Annotated in this window: 14 protein-coding genes; 8 read left to right on the forward strand and 6 right to left on the reverse strand. The window is 65.6% G+C overall.

Annotated elements, in window-relative coordinates:
- Positions 1 to 45: 45 nt before the first annotated feature.
- Positions 46 to 1389, reverse strand: a complete 1344-nt coding sequence (locus FOB72_RS10690) for an NAD(P)/FAD-dependent oxidoreductase (protein WP_150372490.1) — start codon at positions 1387 to 1389, stop codon at positions 46 to 48.
- Positions 1390 to 1664: 275 nt separating this feature from the next.
- Positions 1665 to 4496 (reverse strand): DNA polymerase I, encoded by a 2832-nt coding sequence (polA, locus tag FOB72_RS10695; protein ID WP_150372491.1) that lies wholly within the window; start codon positions 4494 to 4496, stop codon positions 1665 to 1667.
- A 4-nt stretch (positions 4497 to 4500) separates the two neighbouring features.
- On the opposite strand from polA, the gene FOB72_RS10700 reads away from it, so the two are divergent.
- The 4 genes from FOB72_RS10700 (at position 4501) to FOB72_RS10715 (ending at position 7985) form a co-directional block, all read left to right on the forward strand.
- The gene (locus FOB72_RS10700) at positions 4501 to 5448 is read left to right on the forward strand and encodes a TIGR00730 family Rossman fold protein (protein WP_191002131.1); all 948 of its coding nucleotides are present in this window, start codon (positions 4501 to 4503) and stop codon (positions 5446 to 5448) included.
- Positions 5449 to 5572: 124 nt separating this feature from the next.
- Positions 5573 to 6001 (forward strand): DUF2782 domain-containing protein, encoded by a 429-nt coding sequence (locus FOB72_RS10705; protein WP_223851301.1) that lies wholly within the window; start codon positions 5573 to 5575, stop codon positions 5999 to 6001.
- A gap of 197 nt (positions 6002 to 6198) precedes the next feature.
- On the forward strand, positions 6199 to 7182 hold the full coding sequence (locus tag FOB72_RS10710; protein ID WP_150372492.1) for a homoserine kinase: 984 nt from the start codon (positions 6199 to 6201) through the stop codon (positions 7180 to 7182).
- Between the two features lie 5 nt (positions 7183 to 7187).
- Positions 7188 to 7985 carry a BPSS1780 family membrane protein gene (locus tag FOB72_RS10715; RefSeq protein ID WP_150372493.1) on the forward strand — a complete coding sequence of 266 codons (798 nt, stop codon included), beginning with the start codon at positions 7188 to 7190 and terminating at the stop codon, positions 7983 to 7985.
- Here the strand turns inward: FOB72_RS10715 and FOB72_RS10720 are convergent, their stop codons facing one another.
- A complete protein-coding gene (locus FOB72_RS10720) occupies positions 7986 to 10340 on the reverse strand; it encodes a UvrD-helicase domain-containing protein (protein WP_150372494.1) in 2355 nt (784 codons plus the stop codon).
- Between the two features lie 138 nt (positions 10341 to 10478).
- Between FOB72_RS10720 and FOB72_RS10725 the strand changes: the two genes are divergently transcribed.
- A complete protein-coding gene (locus tag FOB72_RS10725) occupies positions 10479 to 13349 on the forward strand; it encodes a valine--tRNA ligase (protein WP_150372495.1) in 2871 nt (956 codons plus the stop codon).
- 165 nt (positions 13350 to 13514) lie between these two features.
- Positions 13515 to 14381 (forward strand): UTP--glucose-1-phosphate uridylyltransferase GalU, encoded by an 867-nt coding sequence (gene galU, locus FOB72_RS10730; RefSeq protein WP_150372496.1) that lies wholly within the window; start codon positions 13515 to 13517, stop codon positions 14379 to 14381.
- Between the two features lie 43 nt (positions 14382 to 14424).
- On the opposite strand, the gene FOB72_RS10735 is transcribed toward galU, so the two are convergent.
- The 3 genes from FOB72_RS10735 to FOB72_RS10745 are packed head-to-tail and all read right to left on the reverse strand — an operon-like array spanning position 14425 to position 15524.
- Positions 14425 to 14652: a sulfurtransferase TusA family protein gene (locus FOB72_RS10735; protein ID WP_109581811.1), complete on the reverse strand. Its 228-nt coding sequence runs from the start codon at positions 14650 to 14652 to the stop codon at positions 14425 to 14427.
- A 40-nt stretch (positions 14653 to 14692) separates the two neighbouring features.
- Positions 14693 to 15280, reverse strand: coding sequence for an NUDIX domain-containing protein (locus FOB72_RS10740; protein WP_150372497.1), 588 nt, complete (start codon positions 15278 to 15280; stop codon positions 14693 to 14695).
- 55 nt (positions 15281 to 15335) lie between these two features.
- A complete protein-coding gene (locus tag FOB72_RS10745) occupies positions 15336 to 15524 on the reverse strand; it encodes a 4-oxalocrotonate tautomerase (RefSeq protein ID WP_150372498.1) in 189 nt (62 codons plus the stop codon).
- 182 nt (positions 15525 to 15706) lie between these two features.
- Here FOB72_RS10745 and FOB72_RS10750 point away from each other — a divergent pair, with 182 nt between their 5' ends.
- Both FOB72_RS10750 and FOB72_RS10755 read left to right on the forward strand, forming a co-directional pair.
- Positions 15707 to 17125 (forward strand): NfeD family protein, encoded by a 1419-nt coding sequence (locus tag FOB72_RS10750; protein WP_223851302.1) that lies wholly within the window; start codon positions 15707 to 15709, stop codon positions 17123 to 17125.
- A gap of 64 nt (positions 17126 to 17189) precedes the next feature.
- Entirely contained in the window at positions 17190 to 17978 is a 789-nt protein-coding gene (locus FOB72_RS10755; protein ID WP_150372499.1) for a slipin family protein, read from the forward strand.
- Positions 17979 to 17990 lie beyond the last annotated feature (12 nt).

Below are 17990 nucleotides of genomic sequence, written 5' to 3' on the forward strand. Positions count from 1 at the left end.
GCCGCTGATTCTAGGGGAAAACATGCCGCCCCGTGCACACGCCGATCAGTGCAGCTTCACGCGCGGATTCGTCTTGCTGCGCAGCCAGTGCGTCACGGTATCCAGCCCCATGCGCAGCGCGCCGTGCAGCGCCAGCACGTGCATCCGGTACAGCGAGGTGTACATGACGCGTGCCATCAGCCCCTCGATAAACATCGAGCCGCCGATCAGCCCGCCCATCAGGCTGCCCACCGCGCTGAAGTGCCCGAGCGACACGAGCGAGCCGAAGTCCTTGAACTGGAATTTCGGCAGCGGTCGGCCGTCGAGGCGCGCGCGAATGGCGTCGTAGAGGAACGTGGCCTGCTGGTGCGCCGCCTGCGCGCGCGGCGGGACCGTGGTCTGCTGCTCGGGCCACGGGCAGCTAGCGCAGTCGCCGAACGCAAAGATGTCCGGATCGGTCTCGCTTTGCAGCGTCGGCCCGACCACGATCTGCCCCATGCGGCTGACCGGCAGGTCCAGCGTCTTGAGCACCGCGGGCGCCGTAATGCCGGCCGCCCACACGGTGAGGTCCGCGTCGATCCGCTTGCCGCTCGCGGTCAGCACCGCGTCGGGCGTGACCTCGGTCACGCGTTCGGCGGTCAGCACGCCGACGTCGAGCTTGCGCAGCAGCTTGGTGGTTTCGGCGGAGACGCGTTCCGACAGCGCCGGCAGAATGCGCGGACCGGCCTCGATCACGTTGATATGGATATCGCGGCGCGGATCGAGCTGATGCAGCCCGTAGGCGTTGAGCACATGCGCGGTGTTGCGCAACTCGGCCGACAACTCGACGCCGGTGGCGCCTGCCCCGATGATCGCGATATCGATGCGTGGCCGGCCATCCGCGCCGACGCGCCCGCGGCCGTTCTGCGCGCGCACGCACGCGGCAATCAGACGCCGGCGGAACCGCTCGGCCTGATCGACCGTATCGAGCGCGATCGCGTTCTCGGCCGCGCCGGGCACGCCGAAGAAATGCGTGACGCAGCCGATGGCCAGCACGAGCGTGTCATAGGCAAGCTCGCGCGCGGGCAGCAGTTCGTCGCCTTCGAGATCGACGCACGCCGCCACGGAAATCGTCTTGCGCGCACGATCGATGCCGGTCAGTTCACCTTGCTGGAATTCGAAGTTGTGCCAGCGCGCCTGCGCAACGTACTCGAGCTGGTGGGTATTCGGATCCATGCTGCCCGCCGCCACTTCATGCAGCAGGGGCTTCCAGATATGCGTGGGCGAGCGGTCGACGAGGATCACCTGCGCCGCGCCCGATTTGCCCAGCTTGTCGCCGAGCCGGGTGACGAGCTCCAGCCCGCCTGCCCCGCCGCCTACCACGATGATGCGATGGACCTGCCGTACCGCGCCTTCTCTCTCACTGGTCATTTGGGTCTACCCGTTATCTTTTTGGAAACACTGTTGGCCGCGCTGGGTGGCGCAAGGCTCGTTGCCATCAGTTTGCTGCATTGCAGCAAACCGGGCAAGCCTGCCAATCGATGTGTTCCATACTAGACCGCGCGCGCAAACCGCACGGTGCACAGTGCGCGGGGGCACTGGACGGGTACAGACCATACGGCGAATGAGGGTATTTTCCTGCATTCGCCTGCACACCTCGGTACGCGTCGCGGCGTCCTCGGTGCAGCCTCTTCAGTACAGCCTCTTCAGTGCGCCTCCTCCCAGTTGGCGCCGTGGCCCACCTCGGCGACCAGCGGCACGCGCAGTTCGGCCACCGTGCACATGAGCTCGGGCAGCTTCACCTTCACGTGCTCGAACTCGGCCTCGGGGACTTCGAGCACGAGTTCATCGTGGACCTGCATGATCTGGCGCGTGCCGAGCTTCTCGGACTCGAGCCAGTCCTGCACCGCGATCATCGACAGCTTGATCAGGTCCGCCGCCGTGCCCTGCATCGGCGCGTTGATGGCCGCGCGTTCGGCCGCCTGTCGGCGCGGGCCGTTGCCGCCGTTGATATCGGGCAGCCACAGGCGCCGGCCGAACACGGTCTCCACGTAGCCCTGTTCACGCGCGGTCTGGCGCGTTTCTTCCATGTAGCGGGCCACGCCCGGATAGCGCATGAAGTAGCGGTCGATATAGTGCTTGGCCGCCTCGCGCTCGATGCCGAGATTGCTCGCCAGGCCGAACGCGCTCATGCCGTAGATCAGGCCGAAGTTGATGACCTTGGCGTAGCGGCGCTGCTCGCTCGACACCGCCTCGCGCTCGACGTTGAAGATCTCCGCCGCGGTCGCGCGGTGGATGTCCTCGCCGTTGGCGAACGCGCGCAGCAGGTTCTCGTCGCCCGAGATATGGGCCATGATGCGCAGTTCGATCTGCGAGTAGTCGGCCGACACGATCACGCTGCCCGGCGGCGCGATAAAGGCCTCGCGGATGCGGCGGCCTTCCTCGGTGCGCACGGGAATGTTCTGCAGGTTCGGATCCGTCGAGGCGAGCCGCCCCGTGACCGCCGTGGCCTGGCCATAGCTCGTGTGCACGCGCCCCGTGTTCGGGTTCACCATCTTCGGCAGCTTGTCCGTGTAGGTGGACTTGAGCTTGGAGAGGCCGCGATAGTCGAGCAGGATCTTCGGCAGCGGATAGTCTTCCGCGAGCTTCTGCAGGACCTCTTCGTCCGTCGACGGCGCGCCGCTCGCCGTCTTCTTGACCACGGGAAGCTTCATCTGATTGAACAGGATCTCGCCGATCTGCTTCGGGGAACCGAGGTTGAATGGCTGCCCCGCCGTGGCATAGGCGGCCTGCTCGATGTCCATCAGCCGCTGGCCGAGTTCCGCGCTCTGCGCGCCGAGGCGGTCGGCGTCGATCAGCACGCCATTGCGCTCGATCTTCTGCAGCACCACCGAGACGGGCATCTCGATCTTCTCGTAGACGTAGCGCAGCCCTTGCGCGGCCTCGATCTTCGGATGCATGTTCCGGTGCAGGCGCAGCGTCACGTCGGCATCTTCGGCCGCGTACTGCGTCGCGCGCTGCAGGTCGATCTGGTCGAAGCCGATCTGGCTCGCGCCCTTGCCGCAGACTTCCTCGTACGTGATGGTCTTCACGTTGAGCAGTTTCTCGGCCAGGCTGTCCATGCCGTGATTGCGGTGCGAGGCAAGCACGTAGCTCTCCAGCATCGTGTCCTGCTCGATGCCGCGCAGCGCGATGCCGTGGTTCGCGAACACGTGCGCGTCGTACTTCAGATGCTGGCCGAGCTTGGGCCGCGACGGATCCTCGAGCCACGCGCGCAGCCGCTCCAGCACGTACTCGCGCGACAGCTGGCCGTAATTGTCCACGCCCGCGACGTCCGGGCCGCGATGCGCGACCGGGATGTAGCACGCCGAACCCGGTTCGGCCGATAGCGAGATGCCCACGAGCTGCGCGAGCATCGGATCGAGCGACGTGGTTTCGGTATCGATGGCCACGAGCGGCGCATCGACGATGCGCGCGATCCACGCATCGAGCGCGGCCTCGGTGGTCACGGTCTCGTAGCTGACCTCGGCTGGCGGCAGGTCCGCCGCGGGCAGTGCCTCGTCATGGCCCGACGCGGCCGGCTGATCGAACAGACCGCCCTGTGCCGACGGCGTGGCCTTCGACGCGGCCCCCTTGCCATTGCGCGCCGCATTGGCCAGATTCGGCAGGCTTTCGCCCGTCAGTTCGCGCAGCCACGACTTGAAGCCGTACTTCGCGAAGAACGCGGCGAGCTGGTCCTTGTCCTCGCCGAGCTCGCGCAGCGCGTGGAAGTCCGCCACGGCCTCGCGCAGATCGCAGTCGGTCTTCACCGTCACGAGCTCGCGCGCCTTGGGCAGCCACTCCAGCGTATTGCGCAGGTTCTCGCCGACCACGCCCTTGATCTCGGCCGCGTTCGACATGATGGCGTCGAGCGTGCCGTAGGCGGACAGCCATTTCACCGCGGTCTTCGGACCGACCTTCGGCACGCCGGGCACGTTGTCCACGGCATCGCCGATCAGCGAAAGATAGTCGACGATGCGCTCGGGCGGCACGCCGAACTTGGCGACCACGCCGGGCGGGTCGAGCACCTCGCCGCTCATCGTGTTGACGAGCGTGACGTGGTCATCGACGAGCTGCGCGAGGTCCTTGTCGCCGGTGGAGACCACCGTGCGCACGCCCTGCGCCGTCGCCTGGCGCGCCAGCGTGCCGATGACGTCGTCGGCCTCCACGCCCTCCACGACCACGATCGGCCAGCCCAGCGCGCGCACGGCCTCGTGGATCGGCTCGATCTGGCGCGCGAGGTCCTCGGGCATCGACGGACGATGCTCCTTGTAGGCCGGATACATATCGTCGCGGAAGGTCTTGCCCTTGGCGTCGAACACGCAGGCGCTATACTCTGCCGGGTAATCATTGCGCAGCTTGCGCAGCATGTTGATCATGCCGTAGATTGCCCCTGTGGGCAGCCCCTCGCCATTTCGCAGATCCGGCAGCGCGTGATACGCGCGATACAGATAGCTCGATCCATCGACGAGCAAGAGTGTTTTTGGACTATCCGACATTCCCATGGACTCAAAATTGACAGGCGCTCCGAACGGCGGCGACGCCGGAACCCCCCTCGCTGATACGGATGTCTCGGACATCTCGGGCAACACCGTGAATCCTCCGCCGGAAGCGGCGTCGGCCCACGCGGCCGCGATCGCGGCCAAGGCCGATGCCGCTGCCGAGGGCAAATCGCCCGAGGAACAGGAAGCCGCGGCTGCGGCTGCCGCCGCGCGCACCAACCCGCGCAAGATGATTCCGAGCCTTCGTGCGCTCGCCGACGAAGACCGCGCAACCGCAAAGAAGGCGCGCGCCTCGTGGCAAATGTTCACGATTATGGCAGAGTTCATCGAGGCGACCGAGTACCTCTCGGAGATCCGCCCGGCCGTCTCCATCTACGGCAGCGCGCGCCTGCGCGAGGACTCGCCGTACTACCAGAAGACGATCGAGATCGCGCGGCTGTTCTCCGACGCGGGCTTCGCGGTAATCTCGGGCGGCGGCCCGGGCATCATGGAAGCGGCCAACAAGGGCGCGCACGCGGGCAAGTCCGCGAGCGTCGGCCTCAATATCGAACTGCCGCATGAACAGCAGGGCAATCCTTACCAGGACATCGCCATGCGGTTCCGCCATTTCTTCACGCGCAAGGTCACGTTCGTGAAGAACTCGGATGCGTTCATCGTGATGCCGGGCGGCTTCGGCACGCTCGACGAACTGGCCGAGGTGCTCACGCTCGTGCAGACCGGCAAGTCGCGCTCGGTACCGGTGGTGATGTACGGCAGCCGCTTCTGGAAGGGCCTGCTCGACTGGTTCCGCTTCACGCTGCTGCCCATGGGCCTGATCGCCGAGCACGATCTGGACCTGATGAAGATCGTCGATGAGCCGCAGGAGGTTCTCGAGGCGGTGTACGAGTACTACGAGAAGCGCGGCGGCGACCACCCGATTCCGCCGAAAGAAGAAATGTTCTATCTGTAAGGCATTGCTGGGGTGGCCCGGGCGCCACGGGAACGGCCAGAGTGCGGCAGGAATTGCTAGAATGGAATCCTGTTTGCCAGGTCCGGCGCCGCCGGACCTGCCGCCGCACGCTCAGGAGCCCCGGATGACCTCCCCCACGCAACAACGCCTCGTCACATCCGACGATGGCGACGTACCGCCTGCCGCCTCGCTGAAGCGCCTGTTCGCTGCCGCGGGCATTGCGCTTGCCCTCGGCGCGCCCGCGCTGGCCATGGCCCAGCCGAACGGCGAGCAGAGCAATGCACTGACCCAGCAGGAACTGAACCGGATCAACAACCAGCCGATCGCGCCGGCGGTCAAGAGCCAGCTGAACCAGCCGCGGGAGCCGAGCTTCGAGCTCAACGAACGCGATGGCACGCAGGTGCGCGAGTATCGCAACAAGGGGCAGGCCACGGACATCCAGGTACGATCGGGGTTCGGCACCAGCTACCAGATGAGCAAGCCGGAAGATAGTTCGCCGAAGTTTCGCGACCATGACGTGAACCGCGTGCCGTCCGTCAACCTGCAGTGGTGACGGGCGCGGGCCAGTTACCGCATGGCCGCGTAGCCAGGGCATCGTTCCAACGCAGTTCAGATTCTGTTCACCCACGGACTGGCGGTCTCGCCGGTCCGCGCCGGCCCGGCGGGTTCTGCCCGCCGTGGCGGCAGGTTTGCCCGCGGACCCTTCCGCTTGCAGATTCGCCGCATTCCGCATCGATTCACACGACAACAATGGCTGTTTTCACCACGGTCTCGCAGGACGAGATCGCTAGCTGGCTGCTCGATTACGACCTTGGCGAAGTGCGCGCGCTGCGCGGCATCGCCTCGGGCATCGAGAACAGCAATTTCTTCCTGACGATGGAGCGGGACGGGCACGTGCGCGAGTACGTGCTGACGATCTTCGAGCGGCTGACGTTCGAACAGCTGCCCTACTACCTCCACCTGATGGCGCATCTGGCGGGACACGGCATCAGCGTGCCCGCGCCGATTCCCGCGCGCGACGGCGAGATCCTGCGCGCGCTCAAGGGCAAGCCCGCCACGATCGTCACCCGCCTGCCCGGCAGCTCGCAGCTGGCCCCCAACGCGCAGCAGTGCGCCGAGGTGGGCGACATGCTCGCGCGCATGCATCTGGCCGGCGTGGACTACGCGCGGCAGCAGCCGAACCTGCGCAGCCTGGCCTGGTGGCAGCAGACCGAACCCGAGATCACGCCGTTCCTCGATGCGGACCAGCATGCGCTGCTGCGCGACGAGCTCGCGCACCAGACCGCGTTCTTCGGCAGCGCCGATTACGCGGCGCTGCAGGGCGGGCCCTGCCACTGCGACCTGTTTCGCGACAACGTGCTGTTCGAGTCCGCCGAACAGGGCAAATACAAGCTCGGCGGGTTTTTCGACTTCTACTTTGCCGGCAACGACAAGTGGCTGTTCGATCTGGCCGTGACCGTCAACGACTGGTGTATCGACGTGCCCACGGGCACGCTCGACGACGCGCGTGCGCGCGCGCTGCTCGCGGCTTATCATGCCGTGAGGCCGCTGACCGGCAACGAACACGCGCACTGGCAGGACATGCTGCGTGCCGGCGCGCTCCGTTTCTGGGTATCGCGTCTGTGGGACTTTTTCCTGCCGCGCGAGGCGGACATGCTGCAACCGCATGATCCGACCCACTTCGAACGTATCCTGCGCCGGCGCGTCGACGCCACCGCGCTCCCCTGGATCTGATTCCCATGCAATTACTGGAAGTTCCCGCCAAGGAAGGTTACGTCTGGTTCCGCCAGGGCATCTGGCTGTTTCGCAAGAATCCGCTCGCGTTCCTGATGCTGCTGTTCATCTACCTGATCGCGGCGCAGCTGGCCATTTTCGTCCCGCTGTTCGGCGTGATCGCGCTGCTCGTGGTGACGCCCGGCCTGTACGTGGGGGTGATGACGGCCTGTCGCGACGTGATCCAGAACAAGCGTGTGCTGCCGACCGTGCTGTTATCGGGGTTCCGGACCAACGGCAAGCAGGCCACGCGCAATCTGCTCATTCTCGGCGCGATCTATGCGGTCATGGTATTCACGCTGAGCCTGATCGCGGGCGCGCTCGTCGATATCAGCACGCTGGCGCCGATTCTGCTCAAGCAGGAGGAACCGTCGGCGGAGTCGGTGCGGCAGCTGTATTACGCGCTGCTGCTGGGCGCGCTGCTCTATACGCCGATCGCGATGATGTTCTGGTTCGCGCCGCTGCTGGCGGCGTGGCACAGCGTGCCGCCCGTGAAGGCCTTGTTCTTCAGCTGGACCGCATGCTGGCGGAATCGCGGCGCGTTCTTTACGTACGCGGTGCTGTTCGCGCTGCTGATGGTCGCGATTCCGTTCTTCCTGGAAGCGGTGTTCGCGGCGTTTGGCGCGGAGGCGGTGCTGTCGTTCCTCGTCACGCCGTATTCGCTGCTGATGCTCGCGATCCTGTATTGCTCGTTCTACGCCACCTATCGCGGCTGCTTCAATATCGCCCCCGCGGAGCCGGAGGCGACGTCGGTTCAGGCCTGATCAGTCGATCGGGTCCAGCTTGGCGACGCCAAGCGCCAGCTTCTTCGTCCCGTGGCGCTTGAAGTTGATCTGGGCGTGGGCATTGGCGCCCTCGCCCTCGATGGCCGTGATCTTGCCCTCGCCGAACTTGTTGTGGAACACGCCCTGCCCGACGCGGAAGCCGGTTTCGGCCGCGCGCTTGCTGTCGGCGTAACCGTTCCCGGTGTCCATGCCGCCTGTCGGCTTCGTGCCCGTGTAGGCCACATCCTCCGGCCGCTTGAACCAGTCCCGGCCCCACGCCGACTCCGACTTCTCGCGGCGCCCGCCGCCCATGCCACCGTAGGCCTGCTGCGGGGGCGTGAGCCACTTCAATGCGCCTTCCGGCAGCTCCTCGAAGAACCGCGACCGCACGTGGTAGCGCATCTGGCCATGCAGCACACGGCTTTGCGCGAACGACAGGTAGAGCCGCTCCCGCGCGCGCGTGATCGCCACATACATCAGGCGGCGTTCTTCCTCGAGCCCGTCGGCCTCCATCGCGCTGTTCTCGTGCGGGAACAGCCCTTCTTCGAGGCCGGTGATAAACACCACGTTGAACTCGAGCCCCTTGGCCGCATGCACGGTCATCATCTGCACGGCATCCTGGCCAGCCTGCGCCTGGTTGTCGCCAGCCTCGAGCGAGGCATGGGTCAGGAACGCGACCAGCGGGGTCATGACCACGGGCAACTGCTCGGGGTCGAGCACCTGCTGGGCCTGATCGCCCTCGGCCAGCGCGGGCGTGCCGGTCTGCCCGGCCGGCAGCACCGCCGCGGGCGCGTCCAGTCCGTAGCCTTCCTCCATCACGAAGGCCTGCGCGGCGGTCACCAGTTCCTGCAAGTTCTCGATGCGGTCCTGCCCTTCTTTCTCGGCCCGGTAATGCTGGATCAGGCCGCTCGTGTTGGTCACGTACTCGACCATCTCGGGCAGCGTCATGCGGCGCGTTTCGGCGCGCATCTGGTCGATCAGGCGGATAAACGCGCCCAGCGAGCTGCCGGCCTTGCCGGGCACATAGGCGACCGCTTCCGACAGCGAGCAGTTGTACTGGCGCGCGGCATCCTGCAGCGCCTCGAGCGAGCGCGCGCCGATACCGCGCGTCGGGAAATTGACCACGCGGCCGAACGCCGCGTCGTTGCGCGGATTCTCGATCAGCTGCAGATAGGCCAGCGCATGCTTGACTTCGGCGCGTTCGAAGAATCGCAGGCCACCATAGACGCGGTACGCGATGCCGGCCGAGAACAGCGCATGCTCGATGACCCGCGACTGCGCGTTGCTGCGATAGAGAATCGCGATCTCCGAGCGCGACATGCCCTGCGCGATCTGGTCGCGAATCTCCTCGACGATCCACGAGGCTTCCTGCCCGTCCGAGCCGCCCTGGAACACGCGTACCGGTTCGCCATGCCCCGCGTCCGTGCGCAGGTTCTTGCCGAGCCGGCGCGAGTTATGGGAGATCAGATGGTTCGCGGAATCGAGGATATTGCCGTGCGAACGGTAGTTCTGCTCGAGCTTGATCAGCTGGCGCACGCGGAATTCGTGCTCGAAGTCGCGCATATTGCCGACGTTCGCGCCCCGGAACGCATAGATGCTCTGGTCGTCGTCGCCCACGGCGAACACCGCGGCCGCGCGGCCCGTGCCATACCCCGCCAGCATCTTGAGCCACTGGTACTGCAGCACATTGGTGTCCTGGAACTCGTCGACGAGGATATGGCGGAAGCGGTGCTGGTAGTGCTCGCGAATCGCGTCGTTGTAGCGCAGCAGCTCGTAGCAGCGCAGCAGCAATTCGGCGAAATCGACCACGCCTTCGCGCTGGCACTGCTCGTCGTAGGCGGCGTACAGGTCCACGAAACGGCGGTTGTAGTCGTCGTTGGCCTCGACGTCGGCCGGCCGCAGCCCCTGCTCCTTCGCGTTGTTGATGAAGTACTGGAGGTTCTTGGCCGGGTACTTCTCGTCATCGACGTTGAGCGCCTTGAGCAGGCGCTTGAGCGACGAAAGCTGGTCCTGCGAGTCGAGGATCGCGAATGTCTGCGGCAGGCCCGCATCGCGGAAATGCGCGCGCAGCATGCGGTTGCACAGCCCGTGGAACGTGCCGATCCACATGCCGCGCGTGTTGATGGGCAGCATCGCGGCCAGCCGCGTCTGCATTTCCTTGGCCGCCTTGTTGGTAAAGGTCACCGCGAGCACGCCGGCCGGCGAAACGTGGCCGTTCTGGATCAGCCAGGCGATCCGGGTGGTCAGCACGCGGGTTTTGCCACTGCCAGCGCCCGCCAGGATCAGCGCCGGCTCGTCGGGTAGCGTGACGGCGGCGAGTTGTTCGGCGTTGAGATTGGCGAGCAGGTTGGACATTCGCTGGATTTGCGTCAAGAAAGGGCCTTTGCGGATAGCCGGGATTATACCGGCCCCTTATCCCCTATAATTTGTCGTTTCGCCGACGCCTTTGCCGACGCGGCCCCTAAGACATACCGATACCGAGCGACACCGAGCATGACCGCAGAAGACCAGTCCCTTGCCAAGAGCTTCGAACCCGCCGCCATCGAGGCGAAGTGGGGCCCCGAATGGGAGCGCCGCGGCATTGCCCAGCCGACGTTCGACCCCGCCAAGCCGAACTTCGCGATCCAGCTGCCTCCGCCCAATGTGACCGGCACGCTCCACATGGGCCACGCGTTCAACCAGACCATCATGGATGGCCTGACGCGCCACGCGCGCATGCGCGGCGCCAATACGCTGTGGGTACCTGGCACGGACCACGCGGGCATCGCCACCCAGATCGTCGTGGAGCGCCAGCTGGAGGCGCAGGGCGTCTCGCGCCACGACCTCGGCCGCGAGAAGTTCACCGAGAAGGTCTGGGCATGGAAGGAAGAGTCGGGCTCGACCATCACGCGCCAGGTGCGCCGCATGGGCGCATCGATCGACTGGACGCGCGAGTACTTCACGATGTCCCCGGACATGTCGAAGGCCGTGACCGAGGTGTTCGTGCGCCTGTATGAACAGGGTCTGATCTACCGCGGCAAGCGCCTCGTCAACTGGGATCCCGTGCTCGGCACCGCGGTGTCGGACCTCGAGGTGGACAGCGTCGAGGAAGACGGCTCGCTCTGGCATATCCACTACCCCCTCGTGGAGGCCGACGGCGTGCGCGGCCTGACCCACCTGACCGTGGCCACCACGCGTCCGGAAACCATGCTCGGCGATACCGCGGTGATGGTGCACCCCGAAGACGAGCGCTACGCGCATCTGATCGGCAAGTTCGTCAAGCTGCCGCTGACCGATCGCCAGATTCCCGTGATCGCCGACGAATACGTCGATCGCGCGTTCGGCACGGGTGTGGTCAAGGTGACCCCGGGCCACGATTTCAACGACTATGCGGTGGGCCAGCGCCACAACCTGCCGCAACTCTCGATCCTCACGCTCGACGCGAAGATCGTCGCCGACGCGCCGGCCGCGTATGCGGGGCTCGATCGCTTCGACGCACGCAAGCAGATCGTCGCCGACCTCGACGCGCAGGGCCTGCTCGGCGAGATCAAGAAGCACAAGCTCATGGTGCCGCGCAGCGAGCGTACGGGCAGCGTGATCGAGCCGATGCTGACCGACCAGTGGTTCGTCGCGATGAGCAAGCCCGCGCCGGAAGGCACGTATTTCCCGGGCCGTTCCATCGCCGACGTGGCGCTGGACGCCGTGAAGAGCGGCGAGATCAAGCTGGTGCCGGAAAACTGGAACAGCACGTACAACCAGTGGCTCGAGAACATCCAGGACTGGTGCATCTCGCGCCAGCTGTGGTGGGGCCATCAGATCCCGGCCTGGTACGACGACGCGGGCAACTGCTACGTCGGCCGCACCGAGGAAGAAGCGCTGGCGAAGCAGCAGGCAGCCGGCGGATCCGGCCCGCTGCGCCGCGAGGAAGACGTGCTCGACACGTGGTTCTCTTCCGCGCTGGTACCGTTCTCGTCGCTGGGCTGGCCCGAAGAGACGCCCGAGATCCAGCACTTCCTGCCGTCGTCGGTGCTGGTCACCGGCTACGACATCATCTTCTTCTGGGTGGCGCGCATGGTCATGATGACCAGGCACTTCACCGGCAAGGTGCCCTTCCACACCGTGTACGTGCATGGCCTCGTGCGCGACTCGGAAGGCAAGAAGATGAGCAAGTCCGAGGGCAACACGCTGGACCCCGTTGACCTGATCGACGGCATCGAACTCGAGCCGCTGCTCAAGAAGCGCACCACGGGCCTGCGCCGTCCGAAGGACGCGCCGCGCATCGAGTCGAAGACGAAGAAGGAATTCCCGAACGGCATTCCCTCGTTCGGCGCCGACGCGCTGCGCTTCACGTTCGCGTCGCTGGCCACGCTGGGCCGCAACATCAACTTCGACACGGGCCGCTGCGAGGGTTACCGCAACTTCTGCAACAAGCTGTGGAACGCCACGCGCTTCGTGCTGATGAACACCGAGGGCCATGACTGCGGCATGGGCCCGTGCAACAAGGATTGCGGTCCCGAAGGCTATCTCGATTTCTCGCAGGCGGACCGCTGGATCGTGTCGCTGCTGCAGCGCGTGGAAGCCGAGGTGGACAAGGGCTTCGCGGAATACCGTTTCGACAATATCGCCAGCGCCATCTACAAGTTCGTATGGGACGAGTACTGCGACTGGTACCTCGAAATGGCCAAGGTGCAGATCCAGAACGGCACGCCCGCGCAACAGCGCGCCACGCGCCGCACGCTGCTGCGCGTGCTGGAGACGGTACTGCGCCTCGCGCACCCGATCATCCCGTTCATTACCGAGGAACTGTGGCAAAAGGTCGCCCCGCTGGCGGACCGCGCCAAGGGCGACGGCACCGAGTCGATCGCACTGCAGGCCTACCCGCAGCCCGCGGCGGCCAAGCTCGACGAAGCCGCCGAGCAATGGGTGGCGCAGCTCAAGGCCGTGGTGGACGCGTGCCGTAACCTGCGCGGCGAGATGAATATTTCCCCGGCGCAACGCATTCCGCTCTATGCGCACGGCGACAGCGCGTTCCTGAAGTCCGTGGGGCCCTATGTGCAGGCGCTCGCGAAACTCTCGGAAGTGCGCGTGTTCGAAGACGAATCCGAGCTGATGCGCGAGGGTGCCGGCGCGCCGGTGGCGATCGTCGGCGGGAACCACCTGCTGCTGAAGATCGAGATCGACGTGGCGGCCGAGCGTATCCGCCTGGCCAAGGAAGCCGATCGCATCGGTGCCGAGATCGTCAAGTGCCGCGGCAAGCTGTCCAACGAAAGCTTCGTGGCCAAGGCGCCGCCGGCCGTCGTCGCGCAGGAAACGCAGCGTTTGTCGGATTTCGAACAGACGCTGGCGAAGCTGCAGGATCAACTACAGCGACTGCCCGCCGCCTGAACTACGAGACACCGCGCGGGGATCGGCATGGAAGTTGCGTGCCGTTTTCCGTGCAGCATCCGACTATTGTGAGAAAAGTCGGACAGTCACGGACAGACGACCCCCCCGGCCATCCGGCACGGTAATGCACCGGCAACAGCCACCGGAATAGAAAGGAATTCTGATATGGAAAACCGCGTCACCAAGGCCGTCTTCCCGGTCGCGGGACTGGGCACCCGTTTTCTGCCCGCGACCAAGGCCAGCCCCAAGGAGATGCTGCCAGTGGTGGACAAGCCGCTGATCCAGTATGCCGTGGAAGAGGCGATGGCTGCCGGCATTACCGAGATGATCTTCGTGACGGGCCGCTCGAAGCGCGCCATCGAGGATCATTTCGACAAGGCGTATGAACTCGAGGCCGAACTCGAAGCCAAGAACAAGCGCGCGCTGCTCGATGTGGTGCGCTCGATCAAGCCGTCGCACGTGGAATGCTTCTACGTGCGCCAGCCCGAGGCACTGGGTCTGGGCCACGCGGTGCTCTGCGCCGCCAAGCTCGTGGGCGACGAACCGTTCGCGGTCATGCTCGCGGACGATCTGCTCGACGGCGACACGCCGATCATGAAGCAGATGGTCGACGTCTATAACCACTACAACTGCTCGGTGCTCGGCGTTGAAGAAATCGCCCCCGAACAGAGCCGTTCCTACGGTGTGGTGGAAGGCCGCGAATGGGACGAGCGCGTGATCAAGATGTCGGGCATCGTCGAAAAGCCGGCGCCCGAGGACGCACCGTCGAACCTCGGCGTGGTGGGCCGTTATATCCTGACGCCGCGTATCTTCGACCATATCCGCGACCTGAAGCCCGGCGCGGGCGGCGAATTCCAGCTGACGGATGCGATCCAGTCGATGCTGGATCAGGAACAGGTGCTCGCGTACCGCTACAACGGCGTGCGCTACGACTGCGGCAGCAAGCTGGGCCTGCTGAAGGCCACTGTGGAATTCGCGCTCAAGCACCCCGAGGTGCGGGACGAATTCAGTGCCTATCTGGCAAATCGCTGATGGTTTTCACCCCTCTCCCGCCGGGAGAGGGGTCAGCGCCCTCTCAGCGGCGCTTCATGTAGAACGTGAAGACCTTGTCCACTTCCTGGTGGGACAGCAGTTCATTGCCGGTCTGCTTGGCAAACGCCTGAAAATCGCGCGGCGAGCCCGGATCGGTCGCCAGCACCTTCAGCACATCGCCGCTTGCCATATCGGCCAGGGCCTTCTTCGTACGCAGGATCGGCAGCGGGCAATTCAGGCCGCGCGCGTCCACTTCCTTCTGAAATTCCATACCTCGTCTTCCCGTTTCAAATCGGCCGTATCGGATCTCACTACAGCCGGTATTGTAGCGAAGCATCCAAGCGCCTGAAGTCCGTCGGCCTGCGCGGGTCCTCGATATCCTCGCCGGTCTGCCGGTCGAAGAAACGCACGGGATAACCGCGGGCCTGCAGGAAATCCGCGACCGCGAAGCCCGTGCCCGCACTCCAGATGCGCACCTTCTCGGGTGCTACGAGCTTGTATTCGGCCAGTTCCTCGGACAGCGCGATGGTGCCGCTCGCCTTCACGTGATAGGCGATGATCAGCTCGTTCTTGCGCATGAATTCGTAGACGCCGATCAGCGACACCGATTCGGTGTCCAGATTGGTCTCTTCCTTGAGTTCGCGTGCCACGCCGAGCTCGGGCGTCTCGTCACGCTCGAGAAAGCCTGTGACCAGCGCGAACATCTTTTCCGGCCACGCCGCATTGCGCGCCAGCAACAGCTTGTCTTCGTACTCCACCACGGCCGCCAGCACGGGCAGCGGGTTGTTCCAGTGCACGAATCCGCATCCTTCCGTGACGCAGGCGCTGCGGTCACGTCCGGCATGCGGGAGCACCTGCAACGAGGCGCCGCACTGCGGGCAATAACGGTAGGGTTGCATGTGAGGGCTCGCTCTTCTACGTTGGCGTTTATCTGTCGTTTTTATGGACCCGCGCTTACTTCTGTTCGGACCAGAGCTTGCCGCCGGTGGCCCAGTTCTCGCGCTTGACCTCGTCGATGATGATATCGACGCTGCCGGGCTCGCAGCCCAGTGTCTCGCAGGTGACGCGCGTCACCGCCTCGACCAGCTTGCGGCGCTGATCGAGAGGACGTCCTTCAAACAACTCGATTCGAAACGTTGGCATTACCACTGACTCCTAGTAAAAATCTCGCGCCATCGATGGTCGCGAGGGTGTTGAAACCGCTACTGTAGCGCCAGTCCGGCCAGGCGGCCATCGCGAGTGCCCGGCCGCCGTCGCGATGTGGCCGGTGGTCTACACTTGGAAGTGGCGCGGTCACGGCATTCCTTCCGGACGCGCGCGCGACCATGGCACTCCCCTTCGGCAAGATCGCCCCCCGGATGACCCGCCTGGCATGGCGCGCCGGCCAGGCGCTGCTGGCGGTATTCGCCTGTGCGCTGGCCCTGTCGGGCGCCGCCCCCGCGCAGGCCGTGGATACCGCCCCCGCGACCGCGCCCGTCTACGTGGTGCCGCTGCGCGGCGCGGTCGGCCCGGCCACCGCGCATTTCGTGACCCACGGCATCGAACAGGCGCGGCGTGCCAATGCGCAACTCGTCGTGATCGAAATGGATACGCCGGGCGGTCTCGACCGTTCGATGCGCGACATCATCCAGGCGATTCTCGCCTCCCCCGTGCCGGTGGCGACCTATGTGTCGCCCGGCGGCGCGCGCGCGGCGAGCGCCGGGGCGTACATCCTCTACGCGAGCCATATCGCGGCCATGGCGCCCGGCACCAATGTCGGCGCGGCCAGTCCGGTGGCCATCGGCATCGGTGGCCCGCAGCGTGGCGACCATGGGGACCGCGGAGCCGCCTCGGCGCCGGCCGGTGCCGGCAGCGAGGACACGATGGCGCGCAAGCAGATGCACGATGCCTCGGCGTATATCCGCGGCCTCGCGCAACTGCGACAGCGCAATGTGGAATGGGCCGAGCGGGCCGTACGGGAGGCCGTGAGCCTGTCGGCGAGCGAAGCCGTCGCGCAGCATGTGGCGGACCTCGTGGCGCCGGACCTGCCCGCGCTCTTGCGGCAGATCGACGGCCGCAGGGTCGAGGCGGCGGGCGCCCAGCGCGTGCTGCGCACGGCGAACGCGCCCGTGGTGGCCACCGAGCCGGACTGGCGCGCGCGGCTGCTGGCCGTGATCACCGACCCCAGCGTGGCGCTGGTGCTGATGATGATCGGCATCTACGCGCTGCTTTTCGAATTCTCCACGCCCGGCATGGTCGCGCCCGGCGTCATCGGCGCCATTTGCCTGGTAGTCGGCCTGTTCGCGCTGCAGATGCTGCCGTTGAACTATGCGGGCCTTGCGCTGGTCGCACTGGGCATCGGCTGCATGGTCGCGGAGATGTTCCTGCCCACGCTGGGCGTGCTCGGTGTCGGCGGCGCCGTGGCGTTTGCCATTGGCGCCGTGATGCTGATCGATACCGACGTGCCCGGCTTCGGCATTCCGCTGACGGTCATCGCGGTGCTGGCGCTCTCGTCCGTGGCGTTCGTATTCGCGATGTCGGCGCTCGTGCTGCGCACGCGACGGCGGCCCATCGTCAGCGGCGGGGATACGATCGTCGGCCGGACCGGCATGGTGATCGCCGATGCCACGCTGGACCACGATGGATGGGCTTCCGTCGATGGCGAGCAGTGGCGCGTGCGCACCGCCACGCCGCTGGCGCGCGGACAGTCGGTGCGCGTGACCGCGCGGGACGGACTCGTACTCGATGTGATTGCCATCGACTGATGGCTCGATTGACGCAGATTTTCGGGAAGTTCGACGGGCGCAGGACAACTACAAGGAGTCTCTCATGGCGTTTGGATTCAGCTTTGGCGGTCTGATCTTCCTGCTGGCGCTGCTGGTCATTGCATCGGTACGCGTGCTGCGCGAGTACGAACGCGGTGTGGTCTTCATGCTCGGCCGCTTCTGGCGCGTCAAGGGGCCTGGGCTCGTGCTGATCATTCCGGCCGTGCAGCAGATGGTGCGCGTGGACCTGCGCACGGTGGTCATGGACGTGCCGCCGCAGGACGTGATCTCGCACGACAACGTGTCGGTGAAGGTCAACGCGGTGGTCTATTTCCGCGTGGTGGATCCCGAGCGCGCGATCATCCAGGTGGCCAACTTTCTCGAGGCCACGAGCCAGCTCGCGCAGACCACGCTGCGCGCGGTGCTGGGCAAGCACGAGCTCGACGAAATGCTCGCCGAGCGCGAGAAACTCAACCTCGATATCCAGAAGGTGCTCGACGCGCAGACCGATGCGTGGGGCATCAAGGTCTCGAACGTCGAGATCAAGCACGTCGATATCAACGAGTCGATGGTGCGCGCGATCGCAAGGCAGGCCGAGGCCGAGCGCGAGCGGCGCGCGAAGGTGATTCATGCGGAGGGGGAAATGCAGGCTTCCGAGAAACTGCTCGAAGCCGCGCAGATGCTGGCGCGGCAGCCGCAGGCGATGCAGCTGCGCTATATGCAGACGCTGACGCAGATCGCCGGCGATCGGACGACGACGATTGTATTTCCGTTGCCGGTGGACTTGATCAATACGCTGGCGAGTGCCCTCACTCCGGGCCCCTCTCCCCAAGAGAGCGGGGAGAAAACCTGAAACAACAGGTTC

Origin of the sequence: Cupriavidus pauculus, assembly GCF_008693385.1 — a bacterium.
In the GTDB taxonomy this organism is placed as follows: domain Bacteria; phylum Pseudomonadota; class Gammaproteobacteria; order Burkholderiales; family Burkholderiaceae; genus Cupriavidus; species Cupriavidus pauculus_D.